The 20,171-nt window shown below is 70.2% G+C and carries 18 protein-coding genes and 1 pseudogene; 8 read left to right on the top strand and 11 right to left on the bottom strand.

The window, feature by feature from the left end; translation table 11 throughout:
* Window positions 1-255 precede the first annotated feature (255 nt).
* Window positions 256-489: a preprotein translocase subunit SecG gene (secG, locus tag ABZV91_RS04715; protein WP_030521441.1), complete on the top strand. Its 234-nt coding sequence runs from the start codon at window positions 256-258 to the stop codon at window positions 487-489.
* A gap of 8 nt (window positions 490-497) precedes the next feature.
* Here the strand turns inward: secG and ABZV91_RS04720 are convergent, their stop codons facing one another.
* Window positions 498-1,346: an SDR family NAD(P)-dependent oxidoreductase gene (locus ABZV91_RS04720; RefSeq protein ID WP_355235427.1), complete on the bottom strand. Its 849-nt coding sequence runs from the start codon at window positions 1,344-1,346 to the stop codon at window positions 498-500.
* A gap of 54 nt (window positions 1,347-1,400) precedes the next feature.
* On the opposite strand from ABZV91_RS04720, the gene ABZV91_RS04725 reads away from it, so the two are divergent.
* Window positions 1,401-2,369: an alpha/beta hydrolase gene (locus ABZV91_RS04725; protein ID WP_355235430.1), complete on the top strand. Its 969-nt coding sequence runs from the start codon at window positions 1,401-1,403 to the stop codon at window positions 2,367-2,369.
* Here the strand turns inward: ABZV91_RS04725 and ABZV91_RS04730 are convergent.
* Window positions 2,334-3,224: an alpha/beta hydrolase gene (locus ABZV91_RS04730; RefSeq protein WP_355235434.1), complete on the bottom strand. Its 891-nt coding sequence runs from the start codon at window positions 3,222-3,224 to the stop codon at window positions 2,334-2,336. The genes ABZV91_RS04725 and ABZV91_RS04730 overlap by 36 nt on opposite strands.
* An 80-nt stretch (window positions 3,225-3,304) precedes the next feature.
* On the opposite strand from ABZV91_RS04730, the gene ABZV91_RS04735 reads away from it, so the two are divergent.
* From ABZV91_RS04735 to ABZV91_RS04745, 3 genes are all read left to right on the top strand, one after another.
* Window positions 3,305-3,811, top strand: a complete 507-nt coding sequence (locus tag ABZV91_RS04735) for a MarR family transcriptional regulator (RefSeq protein ID WP_355235437.1) — start codon at window positions 3,305-3,307, stop codon at window positions 3,809-3,811.
* Window positions 3,812-3,821: 10 nt separating this feature from the next.
* The gene (locus ABZV91_RS04740; protein WP_355235439.1) at window positions 3,822-4,490 is read left to right on the top strand and encodes an HAD family hydrolase; all 669 of its coding nucleotides are present in this window, start codon (window positions 3,822-3,824) and stop codon (window positions 4,488-4,490) included.
* Between the two features lie 98 nt (window positions 4,491-4,588).
* Window positions 4,589-5,425, top strand: a complete 837-nt coding sequence (locus tag ABZV91_RS04745) for an SMP-30/gluconolactonase/LRE family protein (RefSeq protein WP_355235442.1) — start codon at window positions 4,589-4,591, stop codon at window positions 5,423-5,425.
* 258 nt (window positions 5,426-5,683) lie between these two features.
* Here the strand turns inward: ABZV91_RS04745 and ABZV91_RS04750 are convergent, their stop codons facing one another.
* A complete protein-coding gene (locus ABZV91_RS04750) occupies window positions 5,684-5,920 on the bottom strand; it encodes a hypothetical protein (RefSeq protein ID WP_355235445.1) in 237 nt (78 codons plus the stop codon).
* A 393-nt stretch (window positions 5,921-6,313) separates the two neighbouring features.
* On the opposite strand from ABZV91_RS04750, the pseudogene ABZV91_RS04755 reads away from it, so the two are divergent.
* Window positions 6,314-8,310 (top strand): annotated as a pseudogene (locus ABZV91_RS04755) (glycosyltransferase family 39 protein).
* Window positions 8,311-8,462: 152 nt separating this feature from the next.
* Here the strand turns inward: ABZV91_RS04755 and ABZV91_RS04760 are convergent.
* Window positions 8,463-10,799, bottom strand: a complete 2,337-nt coding sequence (locus tag ABZV91_RS04760; protein WP_355235448.1) for a thiamine pyrophosphate-dependent enzyme — start codon at window positions 10,797-10,799, stop codon at window positions 8,463-8,465.
* Between the two features lie 84 nt (window positions 10,800-10,883).
* Window positions 10,884-11,198: a DUF1330 domain-containing protein gene (locus ABZV91_RS04765; RefSeq protein WP_355235450.1), complete on the bottom strand. Its 315-nt coding sequence runs from the start codon at window positions 11,196-11,198 to the stop codon at window positions 10,884-10,886.
* A gap of 74 nt (window positions 11,199-11,272) precedes the next feature.
* Here ABZV91_RS04765 and ABZV91_RS04770 point away from each other — a divergent pair, with 74 nt between their 5' ends.
* Window positions 11,273-12,007 carry a TetR/AcrR family transcriptional regulator gene (locus tag ABZV91_RS04770; RefSeq protein WP_355235453.1) on the top strand — a complete coding sequence of 245 codons (735 nt, stop codon included), beginning with the start codon at window positions 11,273-11,275 and terminating at the stop codon, window positions 12,005-12,007.
* A 340-nt stretch (window positions 12,008-12,347) separates the two neighbouring features.
* Here ABZV91_RS04770 and ABZV91_RS04775 read toward each other — a convergent pair whose 3' ends face one another.
* Window positions 12,348-12,953, bottom strand: a complete 606-nt coding sequence (locus tag ABZV91_RS04775) for a TetR/AcrR family transcriptional regulator (RefSeq protein ID WP_355235456.1) — start codon at window positions 12,951-12,953, stop codon at window positions 12,348-12,350.
* An 87-nt stretch (window positions 12,954-13,040) separates the two neighbouring features.
* On the opposite strand from ABZV91_RS04775, the gene ABZV91_RS04780 reads away from it, so the two are divergent.
* On the top strand, window positions 13,041-13,574 hold the full coding sequence (locus tag ABZV91_RS04780; RefSeq protein WP_355235459.1) for a DUF1772 domain-containing protein: 534 nt from the start codon (window positions 13,041-13,043) through the stop codon (window positions 13,572-13,574).
* Here ABZV91_RS04780 and pgl read toward each other — a convergent pair.
* The 5 genes from pgl to tkt are packed head-to-tail and all read right to left on the bottom strand — an operon-like array spanning window position 13,566 to window position 20,143.
* Complete coding sequence (gene pgl, locus ABZV91_RS04785; RefSeq protein ID WP_355235462.1) at window positions 13,566-14,309, bottom strand: 6-phosphogluconolactonase; 744 nt, start codon at window positions 14,307-14,309, stop codon at window positions 13,566-13,568. The genes ABZV91_RS04780 and pgl overlap by 9 nt on opposite strands.
* Window positions 14,299-15,210: a glucose-6-phosphate dehydrogenase assembly protein OpcA gene (opcA, locus tag ABZV91_RS04790; protein ID WP_198165246.1), complete on the bottom strand. Its 912-nt coding sequence runs from the start codon at window positions 15,208-15,210 to the stop codon at window positions 14,299-14,301. Before opcA ends, pgl begins: the two co-directional genes overlap by 11 nt.
* Window positions 15,207-16,781, bottom strand: a complete 1,575-nt coding sequence (gene zwf / locus ABZV91_RS04795) for a glucose-6-phosphate dehydrogenase (RefSeq protein ID WP_355235465.1) — start codon at window positions 16,779-16,781, stop codon at window positions 15,207-15,209. The genes opcA and zwf overlap by 4 nt, the downstream gene beginning before the upstream one ends.
* Before the next feature lie 5 nt (window positions 16,782-16,786).
* A complete protein-coding gene (tal, locus tag ABZV91_RS04800) occupies window positions 16,787-17,995 on the bottom strand; it encodes a transaldolase (protein ID WP_355235468.1) in 1,209 nt (402 codons plus the stop codon).
* Between the two features lie 6 nt (window positions 17,996-18,001).
* Window positions 18,002-20,143 (bottom strand): transketolase, encoded by a 2,142-nt coding sequence (gene tkt, locus ABZV91_RS04805; protein ID WP_355235471.1) that lies wholly within the window; start codon window positions 20,141-20,143, stop codon window positions 18,002-18,004.
* Between the last annotated feature and the right edge of the window lie 28 nt (window positions 20,144-20,171).

The raw sequence follows: 20,171 nt of genomic DNA on the forward strand, positions 1-20,171 counted from the left end.
GGCCCGACCACCACGAGGCCATGGTCTATATCGCCACCATCATGACCATGTCACGCCGACTCGCCCGAGCATGACCGAGTTCCCGGACGCCCACTTAGGCGTACTCCGCACCCGCTCCGGCCGCACGCTCCTTCGTGGGACTTGTCGCGGCGACCGCGCCGCTGCCGCCGTTCGCTTCCCGGGCACGGCCGTCGCCACGGTCGTGCCCGGACGGCGAATGGGATTCGCTGCATCGCACCCTCTAGACTGTCCGGCATGCGGATGTTCCTGGATATCCTCCTGATCGTCACCAGCCTGCTGCTGGTGCTGCTGGTGCTGCTGCACCGGGCCAAGGGCGGAGGTCTGTCCAGCCTGTTCGGTGGTGGGATGCAGTCGAGTCTGTCCGGGTCCACCGTCGCCGAGAAGAACCTCAACCGCATCACCATCTTCACCGGCATGGTCTGGTTCATCGCGATCCTGGGGATCGGGCTGGAGATCAAATTCGCCTGACCCGCCGGTCAGTCGTGGCGCGGAACTCTCCCGTCCACATCGGTGAACCCGTAGTCGCCGGCCAGATCGGCGACCTTCCAGGCCTGTCCGGACCGTTTCCGGCGGTCGGGGTCGGTGGCCAGGGCCACCACCGCCCGGCCCGCGAACCGCGGGCTCTCCGCCTGGTTCAGGTCGAAGCTACCTTCCCCGGGCAGCGTCACCACTCGGTTGCCGTCCGCGTCGGCGGGCACCATCTGCAGTAGTTCGGTATCGACGATCCCCGGCCAGATCGATACCGCGGTCACCCCGGTTCCCGCGAGGTCGTGCGCGAAGTCGGCGGTCATCCGGTCGAGTGCGGTTTTGGCTACCCCGTACACCGCGTTGTGCATATATCGCCGGGAACCCGGCGAGGAGACGTTGACGATCAAGCCGTCGGCCTTCAGCAGCAGCGGTGCGGCGTAGACGGCGGCCGCGTAGTGCGAGCGAACGCCCACCTCGAAGGTCTCGTCCCACGCCGCGGGCGGCACCTCCCAGAATTTGCGGCCGAGCCAGCGGGCGGCGGCGGGGGAGTTGTAGACGTTGTTCACCAGGACGTCGAGGTGGTCGTGCTCGGCGCCGATCCGTTCGAAGAGCGCGGCGGTCGCCGCGTCGTCGCGGTGATCGCAGACCACCGGCACGCCCGTGCCGCCGAGTTCGTCGATCCGCGCGGCCGTTTCGCCGACGGTGCCGGGGAGTTTGCCCGGCCGGTCCGATCGCCCGGTGACATAGACGGTCGCGCCGGCGGCGCCCAGTTCCAGGGCGATACCTTTGCCGATCCCGCGGCTGGCGCCGGTGACCACCGCGATCCGGTTCTGCAGGGGGTGTGGTGTTCCGCTCACAGTCTCGGGACGTTACCTTGAAACTGTAACGCGTTCTAGTATTCGGGAGGTGCGGTGGAGCCGAGACACCGGTTCGTCGACACCGGCGGCGTGCGGATGCATGTAGCCGAGCAAGGCCGGGGCCACCCGGTGATCTTCTGTCACGGATTCCCGCACACCTGGTATGTCTGGTACCGCCAGCTCGCCGCGGCCGGTGCGGCCGGATACCGGGCACTGGCGCCTGATCTGCGCGGCGCGGGCCGGACCGGAGCGCCGGAGTCGATCGAGGACTACACCAATGCGGCCGTGGTCGGTGATCTGCTGGCGTTGCTCGACGATATCGACGCCGACCAGGCGGTTTTCGTGGGCGTCGATTTCGGTGCGGCCCTACTGTGGGAGCTCGCGCTGCGCGCGCCCGAGCGGGTGCGCGGACTGGTGGTGCTGAACAATCCCTTCACGCCGCGCGCACCGAAACCGCCCGGGTACTACTGGGGGAGGATGGCCGAGCGGCATTTCCTGCACCTGCAGTACTTCCAGGAGCCGGGCGTGGCCGATGCGCATCTGGCCGAGCGGCCACGCGAATTCCTTTCCCGGGTCTACTTCGCGTTGAGCGGGGATTTCCACTATCTCGACGTGTGGCAGAACCCGCCGGGAACCCGCTACCTCGATGCACTGCCCGTGGCCCCCGAACTGCCCTGGTCGTGGCTGTCGGAGGCCGACTTCGACGCGCTGGCCGGCGATTTCGAGCGCACCGGGTTCACCGGCGGGCTCAACTGGTACCGCGCCCTCGACCGCAACTGGGAGCTGACCGCCGACTACGCCGAGGCGGTCCCCACGGTTCCGGTGTACTTCGTCTACGGCGAGAACGATCCCGATATGGAAGGCTTCAGCGGCCGCGACCCGCTCGCGACGATGCGCGCGATGCTGCCGGATCTGCGTGCGGTGCAGCGGGTACCGGGTGCCGGGCATCTGGTGCAGTTGGAGGCGACCGAGGCCGTGAACGACTTCCTACTGGGCGCCCTCGCCGAGCTCACCACCGGGTGAGGGTTCCCCGGCCGCCGCGCGGTCGGCCTCGCGCAGCACTTCTCGCAGCCGCGCGGTGAAAGCCGCCGGATGGGTGGAAAGGCTGTGGCCACCGGGGAATTCGGTGACCGTGCTGTCCAGTAGGGCGGCCAGTGCCCGGGCGCAGTCGTAGTTCCAGATCTCGCGGGAGCCGCGACCGGCGGCAGGCACGATCTGGATCGGGGTCCTGGCTAGTGCGGCGATATGCGCGGCGTCCAGGGTCGACGAGCGGATCTCCGGTAGATCCCGCGACAGGAAGAAGTCCAGGTCCGCCAACTCTCCGGGGCCGCGCGGTGCCGGTGGCGCGACACCGGGCTCCCGATCGGACGAATCGGCGTGGACCAGTTCGGCCAGCTTCCGGAGCGCGGGGAGTGTGCCGTCGCGGCGGTGGACCTCGTCGAGGGCGGCGAGGTCGCGTTCGGCACGCGCGCGGGCGGCGGCCGGTAGCAGGCCGATCGTGGCCGGGTCGTGGGCGACGAGGGTGCGGACCTGTTCCGGGTGGTCGGCGGCCAGGGTGAGCGCGATGAGCGCGCCGTAGCTGGAGCCGAATATCTCGACCGGCTCGTCGGTGAGGGATGCCAGGAGGCGATGGATGTCGTCGGCATGGGTGGTCACCGTCACGGGGGCGGCCGGGTCGTCGAGCACGCTGGCGGACAGGCCGCGGCGGTCGGGCACCACCACGGTGTAGTCGGCGGCGAGTCGTGCGGCCAGGTCGGCGCCGCGGGCGGTATTGCCGTCGCCGCCCTGGAGTAGCAGGAGCAGTGGGCCGGTGCCGTGGATCTCGTAGTACAGGGACGCGCCGGGGACGGGTAGACGGCCGGCTCGGGAGTCGCTCATGGCGAGAACGATAAACCATCATTCTAGATACATCAAGAAAGATGTATTCCGAATGATGTGTATGAGGTAGCGTGCCCAGGGTGAACGGAGTCGAACTCTTCCTGCTCGGCCGGACGCTGATGAAGATCGGCGAGGAGGCGATGCCGACCGAGGAACTGCCGCAGTACTCGACCAGTGTGCGGTCGGTGCTGATCGTGGCCAGCGATATCGTCGAGAACCCCGGAAGCGCGGTGGGGGAGATCGCCGCGCGCACGGGACTGCCGCAGAGTCAGGTCTCCGGGTGTGTCGCGCGCCTGCGGGAGGCGGGCGCGATTGTGAGCGAACCCGATCCGGCCGACCGGCGTCGCGTCCTGATCCGGCAGGCGCCCGAGGCGTCCGACCGAGTCGATACGGTCCGTACGACCACGATCGATACCGCGCTCGCGGCAGCGCTGGGCACCGATGATCCCGATGAGGTCGCCGGGGTGGTCACCGCATTGGAGACACTCGCGCGGCGGCTGACCCCGGGCACCCTGACGCGACTGCGGCCCGCGCCGGGCCGATCGCGGTCATCCGTCCGCGACCGACCGCACACCGGTCATCCGTAACCTGGCTCGCATGACCATCCGCGGCGTGCTCTTCGACTTCTCCGGCACACTCTTCCGATTCGAACCGATCACCGAGGGCCTGGTCGATCGTCGCGGGGCACCGCTCGCGGGGGCCCGCCAGGCCGAGATCATGCGCCGGATGACCGCGCCGACCGGACGACCCGAGGGGCTGCCCGAACGGCTGCGCGAGGAGTGGGACCGCCGGGATCTCGACCCGCCGCTGCACCGCGAACTGTATACCGCCGTGCTCCGGGGATCCGGCGTCGGCAACCCGGACTACCTCTACGACCAGCTCATCTCGGCCGAGGCGTGGACGGCGTACCCGGATACGGCGGCCGCATTGAAGGTGGCGGCCGGCCTCGAGGTGCCGGTCGCGGTCCTCAGCAATATCGCCTGGGATATCCGGCCGGCGTTCGAGCGCACCGGAACGGCCGACTATGTGCGCGAGTTCGTGCTCTCGTACCGCGAAGGCGCGGTGAAACCCGATCCGCGGCTGTTCGCGCGGGCCTGCGAGCGCCTCGGCGTACCACCGACCGAGACAGTGATGATCGGGGACAGCACCGAGGCCGACGGCGCTGCGGCCGCTATCGGCTGCCTGGTCGAAATCGTCGAGCCGCTGCCGACCGATCAGCGGCCGAGCGCCCTGCTCGACGCCCTGGCCGCGTACGGAATCGGCTGACCGGAGACTGGGGTCACCGCGCGACACCGGCTGCCGCGGGCGATGAATTCTCGGCCGCCGCCCCGTCCACATCGGCATCGGCGAACGGAGGAAATATCGTGGAGACACCCGAGGTAGTGCTCGAGGGCGTGGTGTTCGGTGAATCACCGCGCTGGCATGCGGGCCGGCTGTGGTTCGCCGACTGGGGCGCGAATCAGGTGATCGCGGTCGACGGACCAGGACGCGGCGAGGTGGTCGCGTCGGTGCCCTCGTTCCCGATGTGTATCGACTTCCTGCCGGACGGGCGGCTGCTGATCGTGGATTCGGCCCGCCGGCGCCTGCTGCGCCGCGAACCCGACGGCACCCTGGTGTCCCACGCCGATCTCGGCGGGGAAACAGGCGTGCCGTGGAACGATATCGTCGTCGACGCGCAGGGCAACGCCTATGTCAACAGCATCGGATTCGCTTTCCCCGGAGGCGACTTCGCGCCCGGGTTCGTCGTGCTGGTGACTCCGGACGGTACCGTCCGCCGGGTCGCCGACGACCTCGCGTTCCCGAACGGGATGGCGATCACCGCGGACGGCGCCACTCTGATCGTCGCCGAATCGTATGCCGAGCGACTCACCGCCTACGACATCACGACCTCGGGTGAACTCGCCGGTCGCCGCGTCTGGGCGGCCACGCCCGGCGACCATCCCGACGGTATCTGCCTCGATACCGAAGGCGCGGCCTGGTACGCCGATGTGGGTAACCGTCACTGCGTCCGGGTGGCCGAAGGCGGCGCGGTCCTGAGCACCGTCGAATCCGACCGCGGTGCTTTCGCCTGCGTCCTCGATCGTGATCCGGGCAGTCCGCGGCTCTTCGTGGTCGGCCAGCAGTACGGTGCCGAGACGCCCGGACCCACCGGCCGGGTGGTGGCCTTCCCCGCGCCCGCCCCGGGTGCGGGCCGGCCCTGATCGTGCCGAGGAACGCCGACACCGGTCCGTAGACGAGGGCCTCGCTGCCGTCCGGCGGGATGGCCGGTCGGGGCACTGCTCCGGCAACAGCACGCCGGCCGTATCCGGCCGGTCCACGACCGTGACGAATTCGCCCAGCTCGTCCGGTGCGGCGCCACCGCGACGACCGCGGCCCCGCGGCGAGATCCGTGGTAACAGAACTCCGCCGCGAGGCCGGGCGTGGCGACCGGTGCGGTCGCGGTCGGGATCGCTGTCCGATCACCAGGGCAGCGGCACCCACCGGTCGAAGAACCAGAAGCCGTGGCCGTTCGGATGGTTCGGCCCGGGGTTGTTCTGGTGCCGGTCCCAGTGCGGCTGGTTCTGCTGCGGCTGGTTCCCGTGCAGGTCCGCGCCCGGCTGTGCGCTCGCCGCGCCCGCGCCCAGACCGACCGTTCCCAGTCCCACACCGCCGACCACGGCCGCCTTCGCGAGCTTCGACTTCATCATCTTCGCCATTGCGAGATATTCCTCCTCTGCGTGTGGCCTGACCCTCAGGCCACCGGGCCGGGGCGATTCCCGGTCCGCCAGGGGCCATCCTGGGCAGCCGGCCTCGAGGTGGCCTGCCAACGGCCTGCGAAGTCCCTGGCAATCGGGAATCGCCCCGCTCGGGCACCGGAGAGCGTGGCCCGGACTCCCAGCTTCTTCCCAGCCCGCCCCCAGGAGGGAGGGAGCATCGACGGCGATCGTGGAGCGCATGACCGAGAATTCGAGCAGTTCCCGCGGCGTCGGCGGTCCCATCCGGGAGGTGGCACCGTGACCACTCTGATGACGCACCGCTCGACCCCCGCACCGGCGGCGCCCGCCCGACGGAACACGCCCTGGGAGAAGATCGGCCTCGCGGTGTTGCTGATGGGTACGGCGGCGGCCTATTTCTGGAATCTCACCGCCAATGGTTTCGCCAACTCCTTCTACGCGGCGGCCGTGCAGTCCGGCGCGAAATCGTGGAAAGCGTTTTTCTTCGGGTCCTCGGACTGGTCCAACGCCATCACGGTCGACAAGACGCCGGCCGCGTTGTGGCCGATGGAGCTGTCGGCGCGGCTGTTCGGATTCGGTAGCTGGAGCATACTGGCGCCGCAGGTGCTGATGGCGGTCGCCGCGGTGGCGTTGCTGTGGGCGACGGTGCGGCGCTCGTTCGGCGCCACCGCCGGACTGCTGTCCGGCCTCGTGCTGGCGGTGACTCCGGTGGCCGCGCTGATGTTCCGGTTCACAACCCCGACGCGCTACTGGTCCTGCTGATGGTCGCGGCGGTCTGGGCGATGGCCCGGGCCGTCGAGGACGGACGCTGGCGCTGGCCGGTGCTGTGTGGCGCGTTCGTCGGATTCGGCTTCCTGGCAAAACAGTTGCAGGTGATGCTGGTGTTACCCGCACTGGCTCTGGTCTACCTGTTCGCCGGACCGCCGCGGCTGGGCACCCGGATCGCGCAGCTGTGCGCGGCGGGCGTGGCGATGGTGGCGGCGGCGGGCTGGTGGATTCTGATCGCCCAGTTGTGGCCGGCGGATTCGCGGCCGTACTTCGGTGGCTCGGAACATAATTCGATCATCGAGCTCACCCTGGGATACAACGGGCTCGACCGGCTCAGCTCCGCCGGTGGCGGACCGGGCGGCGGCTTCGGCAGCGATGCCGGGATCACCCGCCTGTTCGGCGCTTCGATCGGCGGCCAGATCGGCTGGCTGATCCCGGCGGCACTGATCCTGCTGGTCGCGGCGACGCTGGTGCGCGGCCGCGCGGTGCGCACCGACGCTCGGCGGGCGACCCTGCTGCTGTTCGGTGGGTGGGGACTGGTCACCGGTGTCGTGTTCAGCTTCATGACCGGGACCTTCCACCAGTACTACACCGTGGCGCTGGCCCCGGCGGTGGCGGCGGTGACCGGCGCCGGCGGGGTCGCGCTGTGGCGGGAACGCGACCGGTGGTGGGTGCGCTGTGTCCTGGCGAGCACCGTGGCCCTGACCGCGGCGACCTCGTGGGTGTTCCTGGGCCGGTCCGCGGAGTTCGTCCCGTGGCTGCGGTGGGTGGTGCTGGGGGCCGGGGTGATCACGACGGTGGCCGTGCTCTTCCGCGCACGGAAGGTCTCGCTGGTCGCGGCGCTGACAGCGCTTTTCGTCGGACTGTCCGGTCCGGTCGCCTACACCGCCGACACCCTGGCCACGCCGCATACGGGTTCGATCGTGCTGGCCGGGCCGAGTACCGGCTCGGGCGGATTCGGCGGACCCGGTGGGCCGGGCGGGGGGCCCGGTGGTCGGGACGGTGCCCCCGGTGGTACGGGCCTCGGCCCCGATGGCGCGGGTGCCGGCTCCGGTGACGTGGGTGCCGGCTCCGGTGGTATGGGCACCGTGCCCGGAGCGGACGACGGATCCGGTGACGCCGGTGCGGTGGACAGTGGGTCGGGTTCCGCGCCCGGCGGAGCGGGGAACGACGGTGCGGGCGGACAGCCCGACGGGCAGCGGGCCGCCGGTGCGGGCGCACCGGGCCGGGGCGGCGGCCCCGGTGGTGGGAGCAGTGCGGCCGTCACCGCGCTCCTGCAGCAGAATGCCGGGGTCTACACCTGGGCGGCGGCCACGGTGAGTTCGATGAACGCCGCGGGCTATCAGCTGGCCGGGGATGTACCGGTGATGTCGATCGGCGGTTTCGGCGGCGGCGACCCCTCCCCGACGCTGGAGCAGTTCCAGCGGTACGTGGCCGAGGGCGCGATCCACTATTTCATCGCCGGTGCGCGCGGCGGTTTCGGCGGTGGACCGGGGTCGGCGTCGGAATCGGAGGCCTCGCGGATCAGCCAGTGGGTGCAGGACAACTTCACCGTCATCCAGGTCGACGGGGTCACCGTGTACGACCTCACGGCGAATAGGTGACAGAGTCCGCCTGACAGCAGTGGCCGGACAGGCGCCCGCCGGGGGTGAACCCGGCGGGCGCACAGCCGATTCGCAGGTGATTCGCAGCCGAGTGGTCGGGCGGCAGGGTGACAGTTATCTGGCAGCGATCAATCTCGGTATCGACCGCTGACCTACGGCGCGGCGCCGGGCCCGGGCCGGTCCGCGGAGAGCAGCCGGTCGGCGGCCGCGTCGATATCGGCCTCGCTCAGCAGCACGGTCGCGGCAGCGGGCCCCAGCGGGACGAAACTGTCCGCGCTCGTGACCCGGGCCAGCGTGCCGGTGAATCCCGCGTCGACCAGTGCGGCGCATACGGATTCGGAGACGCCGCCGCTGCGCCGCGTCTCGTCGGCGACCAGGACCCGGCCGGTGGCCTCGGCGTGCCGGATCAGATCCGCGACGGGAAGTGGGGCGAGCCAGCGCAGGTCGAGTACCCGGATCCCGGCACCGCGCCGGGCGAGACGGCGGGCCACGCGCAGGCTCATCGGCACCGAATTGGCGAAGGCGACGATGGTCAGATCCGTGCCGTCGCCGTAGGCCCGGGCCCGGCCGACCGGCACGTGGCCGGTTTCCGCAGCGGCCGCCGCCCACTGTCCGTCGTCGGGTTCGTACAGGTCGCGGGTGTGATAGAGGGCGATGGGCTCCAGGAATACGCAGACGCGGCCGTCCACACGGGCCGCGGCGACACAGGTGCGCAGCAGGGCCGCCGCATCGTCGGGCCGCGACGGTGATGCCACGATCACCCCGGGTATATCGCGCAGCGCGGCAACGGAATTGTCATTGTGGAAATGGCCGCCGAACCCGCGCTGGTAGGCGTAGCCGGCGATACGCACCACCATCGGGTTGCGGTAGCGGCCGGCCGAGAAGAACGAGAGGGTCGCCGCCTCGCCGCGTAGCTGGTCCAGCGCGTTGTGCACATAGGCCAGGTACTGGATCTCCGGAATCGGCAGGAAACCCGCGAGACCGGCGCCGAGTGCCGTCCCGAGGACGCTCTGCTCGTCGAGCAGGGTGTCGAACACCCGTCGCGGTCCGAACCGTTTGCGCAGTCCTCTGGTCACGCCGTAGACGCCGCCCTTGCGAGCGACGTCCTCGCCGAAGACGAGGATCTCGGGATCCCGGGCGAGCAGGTCGGCGAGGGTGTGGTTGATCGCCTGCGCCAGCGTCTGCGCGGCGGCGTCGGGTCCGTCCGCCACGCCGGGTCCGGAACCCGCCGCACCGGCGGGGCGGATGCCTCCATCCGGCCCGGCTCCGCTTCCGGACCCGGCGTTCGAAGCGGTGCCCGGCCCACCCACTGCCCGCCGGGTCACGGGCGCCGCGGCTCCCGGCCGCTCGCCGGTCCGGCGCTGTACCTCGTCGCGCACCCGCTCCGGGCGGCCCGGCGCCAGCGGTGCGAGTACCGCGCCGGCGGTGGTGAGTTTCGGCTCCCGGCACACCTGCGCCGCGGTCGCGGCGACCTGATCGGCGAGCCGGTCGTACCGGCCGAGCACTTCCCGCGGTGTGCAGATACCCGCCTCGACCAGCAGCCGCGCGGTGGCGGCGACCGGATCGCGCGCCAGGCCGGCTTCGATCGCGGCGGTATCGCGGTAGGCGCTCTCCACATCGGATCCGGCATGCCCGAACAGCCGCACCGTGCGCAGATGCAGAAAAGCCGGACGCCGGTGGGCGCGGACCCAGTCCACCGCCGCCACGGCGGCGTTCACCGCGTCGGACAGATCGCAGCCGTCGGCACCGAACCAGCGCAGGCCCGGCCGGTGCCCGTAGGCGTGTTCGATCCAGTCGGGCGGAGTGGGCACACTGATCCCGATCCCGTTGTCCTCGCACACGAACAGCACCGGGACGGGAACGCCGAGATGCGCGGTGTGGACCGCGGCGTTGATCGCGCCCGCCGCGGTCGAATGATTGGCCGAGGCATCACCGAAACCGCAGAGCACCACCGCGTCCGACGGCCACGGGCAGGCCACTCCGAGCCGCTCGGCGCGATCGAGGGCGAACGCGAGCCCGACCGCGCGGGGCAGTTGCGAGGCGATGGTGGAGGTCTGCGGGACGATATTGGCCACCGCGCTGCCGAACACCTTGTGCCGGCCCCCGGACAGGGGCTCGGCGGCGGCGGCCACCACGCCCAGCAGGATATCGCGCACCGGGTCCGCCACTCCCGCCCGGCGGGCGCGATGGACGAAGAAGGCCCCCGAACGGTAGTGCGGCAGTACCGGATCGGTGACCCGGCTCGCCGCCGCCAGCGCGACATTGCCCTCGTGCCCCGACGAACCGATGCTGTAGAAGCCGCGCCCGCTCGCACCCAGCCGTCGCGCGGCGAGATCGGCCTGCCGGCTCAGCACCTGCGCCTCGAACAGCTCCAGGAAGTCACGGCCGGTGAACCCCTGGGGCAGGATCTGCTCGGCGGCGGTCGGCGCGGGGACGCGCAGTGCCGCGATCTCCGCGCGGAACCGCTGGTCGGGGTCCTGGATGCTCACCGGGTCCTCACCGCCACCAGCCTAGGTCGGACCGGTGAATCCGGTGGCGAAGTGGATCGGCCTCGTGTCGTGCCGCGCGGAGGGTCAGGCGGGCAGGGTGAAGCCTTCGGGCGGGACGCCCTCGGAGAACAACAGGCGTATCCGCATCTTGCCCTCCCGGATCTGCCGGGCCCGGCGATACTCCGGCGAGTCGTACCACTGCCGGATCCGCGCCATATCGGGGAATTCGAGGATCAGCAGCCGAGGTAGATCCCAGCTGCCTTCGACCGTGCCGGAGGTGGGCCCGGCGACCAGGTAGCGGCCCCCGTACTCGAGTATCGACTGCTGGGCGACCGGGGCGTAGGCCCAGCCCGCCTCCTCGTCGAGAACTTCCACATTGGCTATTACATAGGCGGGCATACGATTTCCGATCCGGGTACACGGCGTGTAGTAATGACACGCATAAGACTATCGACGCGCTGTATCCTGTCAAGGTGGTCAAGATCGACAACCGGTCCGGCGCGGGCGTGCCGAGTCGCCGGGCGCGGCTCCGCGCGGAAACCACCCGGGAGATCGAATCCATCGCGCTACGGCAGATGGCCGAGGAAGGGCCGGGCGCGATCTCGCTGCGCGGTATCGCGCGGGAGATGGGTATGACCGCGCGGGCCGTCTACAGCTACTTCCCGACCCGGGACGACCTGATCACCGCTCTCATCCGTGGTATCGGCGACTCGCTGGCGGAGTCGCTGCGGGCCGCGGTCGATGCCGTGCCCGAGAGCGACCCGGCCGGCCGCTTGGTGGCCTGGGGTGGTGCGCTGCGCACCTGGGCGCTGGCCAACCCGGAAGGGTTCCGGTTGTTCTATGGACATCCTGTCCCCGGCTACCGTCCGCCGGAGGATGGGCCGGTGGATCGCACCGCGCGCCGTGTCTGCCGCGAGCTCACCCGGCTGGTGGCCGCCGCCGACCCACCGCTGCCGCCGGAGAACTCCTGGGCCGAACTGCACCCCGACTATGTGGCGAAGGTTCGCGAGGACCTGCCGGAGGTGGCGCCGGCCGCGGCGGCGCTGGCGTTGCGGGTGTGGGGCCGTATGCACGGCCTGGTGGCCCTGGAGATCGACGGCCATATCCATCCGGTGGCGCAGAACCCCGCGGCGCTGCATCACGCCGAAATGCTGGATCTCGTGGCGTCCCTGGGCCTGCCCCGCCCGGGAACGGTACCGCCCGACTGATCGAAGACCTCGGGGCGACGTCGGGCGTGATATCCGGTCCCGGTCCCGGTCCCGGTCCCGGTCCCGGCCCGGGCTTCGGCTTCGGTCCCTGTCCCTGTCCCTGTCCCTGTCCCTGTCCCTGTCCCGGTCCCTGTCCCTGTCCCGGTCCCGGTCCCGGCCCCGGCTTCGGCCGCGGCCCCGGTCCCGGTCGTGCGGTCGCGGCCCTTCCCGGCCGGGAGTACGGCCGCGCCGAGTTCGACGACACGCGGCGCGGCATCATGTCGCGGGACCGTTTCCGCGCCCGGCCGGGTCCGGCAGCGCCCGAGATCGGACGCCGGGCCGAGGCGCGGATTCCGGCGGTTCACGGTTGTGGGGGCGGGTCCTCGGCGAAGAGTCCGGTGCGCGCGGCGGTGAGCGCCACCGCCGCCGCCCGGTCGGCGGTGCGGTCGTCCACCATTTCCCCGGTGATCACCACCCGCAGATAAATGGGCGCCACCAGGGCTTTGATCAGCTCCGCGGCATCGGTGCCCGCCGGCAGCTCGCCGCGGGCGACGGCCCGGGCGACCAGGGGGAGGGTGCGGCGGATGCGATCGCGGAAGACGTGCCGGACGGGATCCGGCGGCGTCGGAGCGCCGGTGGCGCCGGACAGCATCACTGCGAGGACCGCCCGGCCGGCCGGGCTGGTGATCCAGTCGACCAGACTGCGGGCCAGTACCCGTAGATCGCCGTCGATCGAACCGGTGTCGGGAACGGGGATCTCGGTCGCGACGCTCTCGCCCAGTGCTTCGGTGATCAGCGTGTCACGGTCGGGCCAGCGGCGATAGACGGTGGTCTTGTGTACGCCGGTGCGCCGCGCCACGTTCTCGACGGTGAACGCGGCGTAGCCGTGCTCGCTCAACTCGGCGACGGTCGCGGCCAGCACGGCGGCGCGAACCTTCGGTCCACGGCCGAGGGGCTCGGCATTCATTGCAACTCCTTGTTGCGATATCTGCGACAGGCGGGCATTCTGACGGTAACGCAACTCGGTGTTGCGATACTGGAAAGGGAGTTCCCGATGTGGTCGACACCCGTACGCGCGGCAGCGCTGCTGTTTCCCGGATTGCTGGCCGGGGCCTTCGGATACGGTGCGGTGAATGTGCTGTACGCGTTTCGTGCGGTCCCGCTCGACGTCCGGTTCACCTTCCACACGGCGCTGATGCGGGTGAACGGCCCGGTCGTGCAGTCGCTCATGGGTTTGGCGATCCTGAGCACCCTGGTGCTGGCCGTGCGCTCGCGCGCGTGGCCGCGATGGCTCGCCGGCTGCGCGTCGGCGCTGGTGATCATCTCTTTCCTGGTGACCCGCTTCGGAAACGTCCCGATCAACCAGCACATCAAGCAGTGGGCCGTGGGCATTCCGCCCGCCGATTACGCCGAAATCCTGCACCGCTGGGAAATGTTCCACTTCCTGCGGACCGGTTGCGCGGTCACGGCGTTCGTCCTGGTCATCGGCGTCGTCCTCGCCACCGCCCGGACCGAGAGCCGCGGCGGAGCTGTCGGTGCCGCGGCCCGCACGCAATCGCCGGCCACCGTCGCACCGCGCTCAGCGTAATCCGGCGGCGGCGTCCTCATCCAGCAGCCAGGTCGTCGACTCCGCACCGTGCGCGCCCGCCGCCGGAATCTCGAGAGGGTCGGCTCCGTTCACCGCCGCCGCCACGGGGTCGGCCTTTCCGGAGCCGGAGACCACCAGCACCACATGACGGGAGCGGCGGATCGCCGGATAGGTCAGTGTGACCCGCACCGGCGGTGGTTTGGGAGAATCGGTGACCGCCACGGCGTATTCGTGCTCCTCCCCGATCGCGTCGGCGTGACCGGGAAAGAGCGAATTGATGTGCCCGTCCGGGCCCATCCCGAGCAGGTGCAGGTCGAACGCGCCGTACGCGGTGAGATGGGCGCGTACGGCGGTCGCGTATTCGGCGGCGGCCTCGACCGGGTCGGGGTATTCGCCGTCGGAGGTGGCCACGGTGTGGATCCGGGCCGGGTCCACCGGGACGTGGTCCAGCAGGGCCCGGTGGGCCTGGAGTTCGTTGCGTTCCGGATCCCCGGCGGGCACGAAACGTTCATCGCCCCAGAACACATCGAGTTTCGACCAGTCGAGAGCGCCCGGGTCGTCCCGGACCTTCTCCAGCAGGGTGATACCGGTGCCGCCACCGGTCACCACCACCGACGCCGAGCCGCGTTCGGCCTGGGCGGCGACCAGGACCTCGACGAACAGCCGGGCGGCGGCGGTGGTCAGGGCGTCACCGTCGGCGTGGATTTCGACGGCGGCTGCGGAGCTAGTGGTCATAGGTAACCCCTTCGATTCCGGCCAGGGCCTCGGCATAGATCTCGTCCGCGTCCAGCCGGCGCAGTTCCTCGGCCAGGCAGTCGCGGGTCTCGCGGCGTGCCAGCGCGATCCGTTGCACCGGGTCGCCGGTACGGGTCAGGGTCGCGGTGACACCGGTCTGCGGGCGCGCGATGGCGATGGACACCGATTTCCGGCGCAACTCGACCCGCAGCTCCCCGGTCTGCCGGTACACGGGGCAGCCCAGTCGCCGGGCCAGCCAGCCCGCCAGCATGTCCAGAGCGGGTTCGTCGCGCAGGCCCGAGACCGACACCGACTGGACGGGTTCGAACGGGGGTTCGTCCATCGCGGCGGCCAGCAGCGCTCGCCAGTAGGTGATCCGGCTCCACGCCAGATCGGAATCACCGGGCGCGTAGGAGCCGCGCCGTTTCTTGATGGTCGCCTGCGGGTCGGGAGCGAAAGTGGCGTCGGTGATCCGCCGGGTCGCCAACCGGCCCACCGAATCCCGCGAGGGGAATTCCGGGGCGCCCCGCGGCCACCACGCCACCACCGGGGTATCGGGCAGCAGAAACGGGATCACCACACTGTTCTCGTGGTTCACCAGCTGCCCCTGCAACCTCAGCACGATCACCTCGGCCGCGCCCGCGTCCCCACCGACGCGGATCTGCGCGTCCAGCCGGGTCGGCGCCGACCGGTCGCCGCGCGCCAGCACGACCACCCGGCAGGGGTGTTCGCGGCTGGCGTCGTTGGCGGCGTCGATCGCCTCCTCGGCCTCGGAACTGTCCAGGGTGCACACCACCAGGGTCAGCACCCGGCCCATGGTGATCACGCCGTTGCTCTCGCGCAGCTGCACCAGACGTTTGGTGACCGCGCCGGTCGTGGTGTCGGGGATATCGATGATCACGGCCGCCGCCATTCCCGGCCGGTGCGGGCCAGCATGGCGTCGGCGGAATCCGGGCCCCAGGTCCCGGCCTCGTATTGTTCGGGTTTCCCGTCGGCGGCCCAGTGGGCCAGTACCGGATCCAGGATGCGCCAGGACAATTCGACCTCCGCGTTGACCGGGAACAGGGAGGGCTCGCCGAGCAGCACGTCCAGGATGAGCCGCTCATAGGCCTCCGGGGACGATTCGGTGAACGCCTCGCCGTAGCTGAAGTCCATGTTCACATCGCGCACTTCCATCGACGACCCGGGCACCTTCGAGCCGAACCGCATGGTGATGCCCTCGTCCGGCTGCACCCGGATGACGAGCGCGTTCTCGCCGAGCTCCTCGGTCATGGTCTGATCGAAGGGCAGATGCGGGGCGCGTTTGAACACCACCGCGATCTCGGTGACCCGGCGGCCCAGGCGTTTGCCGGTGCGCAGATAGAACGGCACCCCCGCCCAGCGCCGGGTGTCGACCTCGAGGGTCAGTGCGGCGTAGGTCTCGGTGCGCGACTGCGGATCGAAACCCTCCTCGTCCAGCAGGCCCACCACTTCCTGGCCACCCTGCCAGCCTGCCGCGTACTGGCCGCGGGCGGTGGTCTCGTCGAGCGGTTCCACGAGTTTGGTGGCGGAGAGGACCTTGATCTTCTCGTTCTGCAACTGACGGGGTTCGAAGCTGATCGGCTCTTCCATGGCGGTGAGCGCGAGCAATTGCAGCAGGTGGTTCTGGATCACGTCGCGGGCGGCGCCGATACCGTCGTAGTACCCGGCCCGGCCGCCCAGGCCGATGTCCTCGGCCATGGTGATCTGGACGTGGTCGACGTAATTGGCGTTCCAGATCGGATCGAACAGCTGGTTGGCGAAGCGCAGCGCCAAGATGTTCTGCACCGTTTCCTTGCCGAGGTAGTGGTCGATCCGGAAAACCGTCTCCTCGGGGAACACCCGGTTCACCAGGGCGTTCAATTCGCGCGCGCTGTCGAGATCGTGCCCGAAGGGCTTCTCGATCACGACCCGCCGCCACGGCGCGCGGCCGAGCGCGGCCGCCGAACTGGTCAGCCGGTGGTGGTGCAGCTGGTCCAGCACCACCGGGAAGGTGTTCGGCGGAATCGACAGGTAGAAGGCGTGGTTACCGCCGGTGCCGCGCTCGTCGTCGAGCCGGGCGAGGGTTTCGGCGAGGCGGCCGAACGCCTCGCCGTCCTCGAAAGTGCCCTGCACGAACCGGAATCCCTCGGCCAGATGATCCCAGACTTCCTGGCGGAACGGGGTACGCGCGTGTTCGCGCACGGCCTCGTGCACGATATCGCCGAAATCCCGGTCCGACATCTCCCGGCGCGCGAAGCCGACCAGTGCGAAACCCGGGGGCAGCAGCCCCCGGTTCGCCAGATCGTAGATGGCCGGCATGAGCTTGCGCCGGGACAGATCACCGGTGACCCCGAAGATCACCATGCTGCACGGGCCCGCGATCCGCGGAATCCGTTTGTCCCGGCTGTCGCGCAGCGGGTTACGCCACGGGATGCCGGATGCGGTGTCAGTGCTCTCCGGAGCGCCGGCCATCGTGGTCAGTTACCTCCTGCGTCCGCAGCGTCGGGCCCGGAGGAGGTAGCCTGCGTGGCCACGGAGGGACCCGCGGAGGACGCCGTCGATACAGCGGACCGGAGTTCGGCCGCGGTGGCCTCCAGTAGTTCCTCCCAGGACTTCTCGAACTTGTCCACGCCCTCGCGTTCGAGTACGGCGAAGACGTCGTCGAGATCGATACCGGCCGCCCGCAGTTGCTCGAACACCTCGGCGGCTTCGGCGGCCGTCCCGGAGACGGTGTCGCCGCGGACCTCGCCGTGATCGGCGACGGCTTCCAGCGTCTTCTCCGGCAGCGTGTTCACCGTGTTCGGCGCGACCAGTTCGGTCACGTAGAGGGTGTCCGGGTAATCGGGGTTCTTCACTCCGGTCGACGCCCACAGCGGCCGCTGCCGGTTGGCGCCGGCCGAGGCCAGATGGTTGTAGGTGGAGACATGGCCGCCGCCGGGGGCGAAAACGTCCTCGTACTCGGCGTAGGCGAGGCGGGCATTGGCGACGCCGGCCTTACCGCGCAATGCGAGGGCCTCCGGGGTGCCGATCGCCTCGAGGCGTGTGTCGATCTCGGTGTCCACCCGGGAGACGAAGAACGACGCCACCGAATGGATCTTGCCCAGATCGTGCCCGGCGACCCGCGCCTTGCGCAGCCCGTCGAGGTAGGCGCCCATGACCGCGCGGTATCGCTCGACCGAGAAGATCAGCGTGACGTTCACGCTGATGCCCTCCTCGATCACCGCGGTGATGGCGGGCAGGCCCGCCTCGGTGGCCGGGATCTTGATGAACAGGTTCGGCCGGTCGACGATCTTCCACAGTTCGACCGCCTGGGCGACGGTTTTGTCGGCGTCGAAGGCCATCCGCGGGTCCACCTCGATGGAGACCCGGCCGTCCACGCCACCGGTTCGTTCGAACACCGGGGCCAGCACATCGCAGGCCGCGCGGACGTCATCGGTGGTGATGGTGCGGATCGCGGCGTCGACATCGGCGCCGCGGGCGGCCAGGTCGCGGACCTGTGCGTCGTAGGCGTGGCCCTTGCTGAGGGCCCCCTGGAAAATGGTGGGGTTGGTGGTGACTCCGACGACCCCGCGGGTGGCGATCAGTTCGGCGAGGTTGCCGGAATTGATCCGATCGCGGGACAGATCGTCCAGCCACACCGATACCCCGGCCGCGGCCAGGGCGGCGATGTTCTCGTTCTGTGCCATGGGCCCTTATCCCTTCACATTGTCGAGCGTGCGCTGCGCAGCGGCGACGACAGCCTCCGGCGTGAAGCCGAACTCGCGGAACAGGGTCTTGTAGTCGGCCGAGGCGCCGAAATGCTCGATCGAAACGATCTCGCCCGCGTCGCCGGTGAACCGGTGCCACGGCATCGCGATACCGGCCTCGACGACGACGCGCGCGGCGACCGCCGGGGGCAGCACCTCGTCGCGATACGCCTTGTCCTGCGCGTCGAACCACTCCACGCACGGCATCGAGACCACCCGGGTACCGATGCCCTGCTCCTCCAGCGTAGTGCGGGCGGCGACGGCGAGCTGGAGCTCGGAGCCGGTACCGATGAGGATCACCTGCGGTACGCCGGTGGAGGCCTCGGCCAGGATGTAGCCGCCCTTGGCGACGCCCTCGAGGCTGGTGCCCTCCTGGACCGGCAGGTCCTGGCGGGTCAGGGCCAGTGCGGCCGGGCCGCCGGTGCCCACGGCGTCGCTGGAGACGAACGGCGAATTGTGCTTACCGCTGTGCTTCTCGATCACGGTGCGCCAGGCGTACGCGGTCTCGTTGGCGTCGCCGGGACGCACCACCGACAGGCCCGGGATGGCGCGCAGCGCGGCCAGATGCTCGATGGGCTGGTGCGTCGGGCCGTCCTCGCCGAGACCGATCGAATCGTGGGTCCAGACGTAGGTGACCGGCACCCGCATCAGCGCGGCCAGGCGGACGGCCGGGCGCATGTAATCGCTGAACACCAGGAAGGTGCCGCCGTAGGGGCGAGTGGGGCCGTGCAGGGCGATACCGTTGAGGATGGAGCCCATGGCGTGCTCACGGACGCCGAAGTGCAGGGTCCGGCCGTAGGGGCCGGCCTTCCACATACCGGTCGAGATGGCCTCGGGGCCGAAGCTGAGCGAATCCGGGATGGTGGTGTTGTTCGATTCGGCGAGGTCGGCCGAACCACCCCACAGCTCCGGTAGCACCGGGCCCAGGGCGCCCAGCACCTTGGCCGAGGCCTTCCGGGTGGCCAGCCCCTTCGCGTCCGGTTCCCAGGTGGGCAGGCCCGTGTCCCAGCCCTCGGGCAGCTGTCCGTTGAACAGCCGGTCGAACAGTGCCTTGGCCTCGGGGGCGCGCTGAGCCCAGGCGTCGAATTCGACGGTCCAGTCGGCGTGCGCCCGCGCGCCGCGTTCGGCGGCCTTGCGGGTGTGCGCGATGACCTCGTCGGCGACCTGGAAGCTCTGCTCGGGATCGAAACCGAGGGCGCGCTTGGTGGCGGCCACTTCGTCCGCGCCGAGCGCCGCGCCGTGCGACGCCCCGGTGTTCATCTTGTTCGGCGCCGGGTAGCCGATGATGGTGCGCAACAGGATCAGGGAGGGCTTGCCGGTCTCGGCCTTGGCCGCCGCCAGCGCCGACTCGATCGCGACGACGTCCTCGCCGCCCTCCACCACCTGCACATGCCAGCCGTAGGCCGCGTACCGGGCCGCCACGTCCTCGGTGAAGGCGATGGTGGTGTCGTCCTCGATGGAGATCTTGTTGTCGTCGTAGATCACCACCAGGTTGCCCAGCTGCTGGGTGCCCGCCAGGGAAGAGGCCTCGGAGGTGACGCCCTCCTCCATATCACCGTCGGAGGCGATCACGTAGATGTGGTGATCGAACGGGCTGGCCCCGGCGTCGGCTTCGGCGTCGAACAGGCCGCGCTCACGGCGGGCGGCCATGGCCATACCCACCGCCGAGGCCAGGCCCTGGCCCAGTGGGCCGGTGGTGATCTCCACGCCCTTGGTGTGCCGGTACTCCGGGTGGCCCGGGGTCAGCGAACCCCATTTGCGCAGGTTGCGCAGATCGTCGAGTTCCAGGCCGAAACCGGCCAGGTACAGCTGGATGTAGAGGGTCAGGCTGGAGTGCCCGCAGGACAGGACGAACCGGTCGCGGCCCACCCACTCGGGGTCGGCGGGGTCGTGCCGCATGGTGCGCTGGAACAGCGTATAGGCCAGCGGCGCCAGGCTCATGGCGGTACCCGGGTGGCCGTTGCCCGCGGCCTGCACCGCGTCGGCCGCCAGGACCCGGACGGTGTCGACAGCTTTGGTGTCCAGATCCGTCCAGTCGTCCGGAAGGTTCGGCTGGGTGAGGGCGCGGATGTCGTCTGTCACTGACACGACCGTGTTTCTCCTGACATTTCGAGGC

This window comes from Nocardia sp. NPDC004568, assembly GCF_040609955.1.
Taxonomy (GTDB): Bacteria; Actinomycetota; Actinomycetes; order Mycobacteriales; family Mycobacteriaceae; genus Nocardia.

Bases quoted from the DNA above. Each gene is read 5' to 3' on its own strand.
- secG (WP_030521441.1), top strand. From the start codon at position 256: ATGCGGATGTTCCTGGATATCCTCCTGATCGTCACCAGCCTGCTGCTG.
- ABZV91_RS04740 (WP_355235439.1), top strand. From the start codon at position 3,822: ATGACCATCCGCGGCGTGCTCTTCGACTTCTCCGGCACACTCTTCCGA.
- ABZV91_RS04750 (WP_355235445.1), bottom strand. From the start codon at position 5,920: ATGGCGAAGATGATGAAGTCGAAGCTCGCGAAGGCGGCCGTGGTCGGC.
- tal (WP_355235468.1), bottom strand. From the start codon at position 17,995: ATGGCACAGAACGAGAACATCGCCGCCCTGGCCGCGGCCGGGGTATCG.
- ABZV91_RS04775 (WP_355235456.1), bottom strand. From the start codon at position 12,953: ATGAATGCCGAGCCCCTCGGCCGTGGACCGAAGGTTCGCGCCGCCGTG.
- zwf (WP_355235465.1), bottom strand. From the start codon at position 16,781: ATGGCCGGCGCTCCGGAGAGCACTGACACCGCATCCGGCATCCCGTGG.
- ABZV91_RS04765 (WP_355235450.1), bottom strand. From the start codon at position 11,198: ATGCCCGCCTATGTAATAGCCAATGTGGAAGTTCTCGACGAGGAGGCG.
- pgl (WP_355235462.1), bottom strand. From the start codon at position 14,309: ATGACCACTAGCTCCGCAGCCGCCGTCGAAATCCACGCCGACGGTGAC.
- ABZV91_RS04730 (WP_355235434.1), bottom strand. From the start codon at position 3,224: ATGAGCGACTCCCGAGCCGGCCGTCTACCCGTCCCCGGCGCGTCCCTG.
- ABZV91_RS04780 (WP_355235459.1), top strand. From the start codon at position 13,041: ATGTGGTCGACACCCGTACGCGCGGCAGCGCTGCTGTTTCCCGGATTG.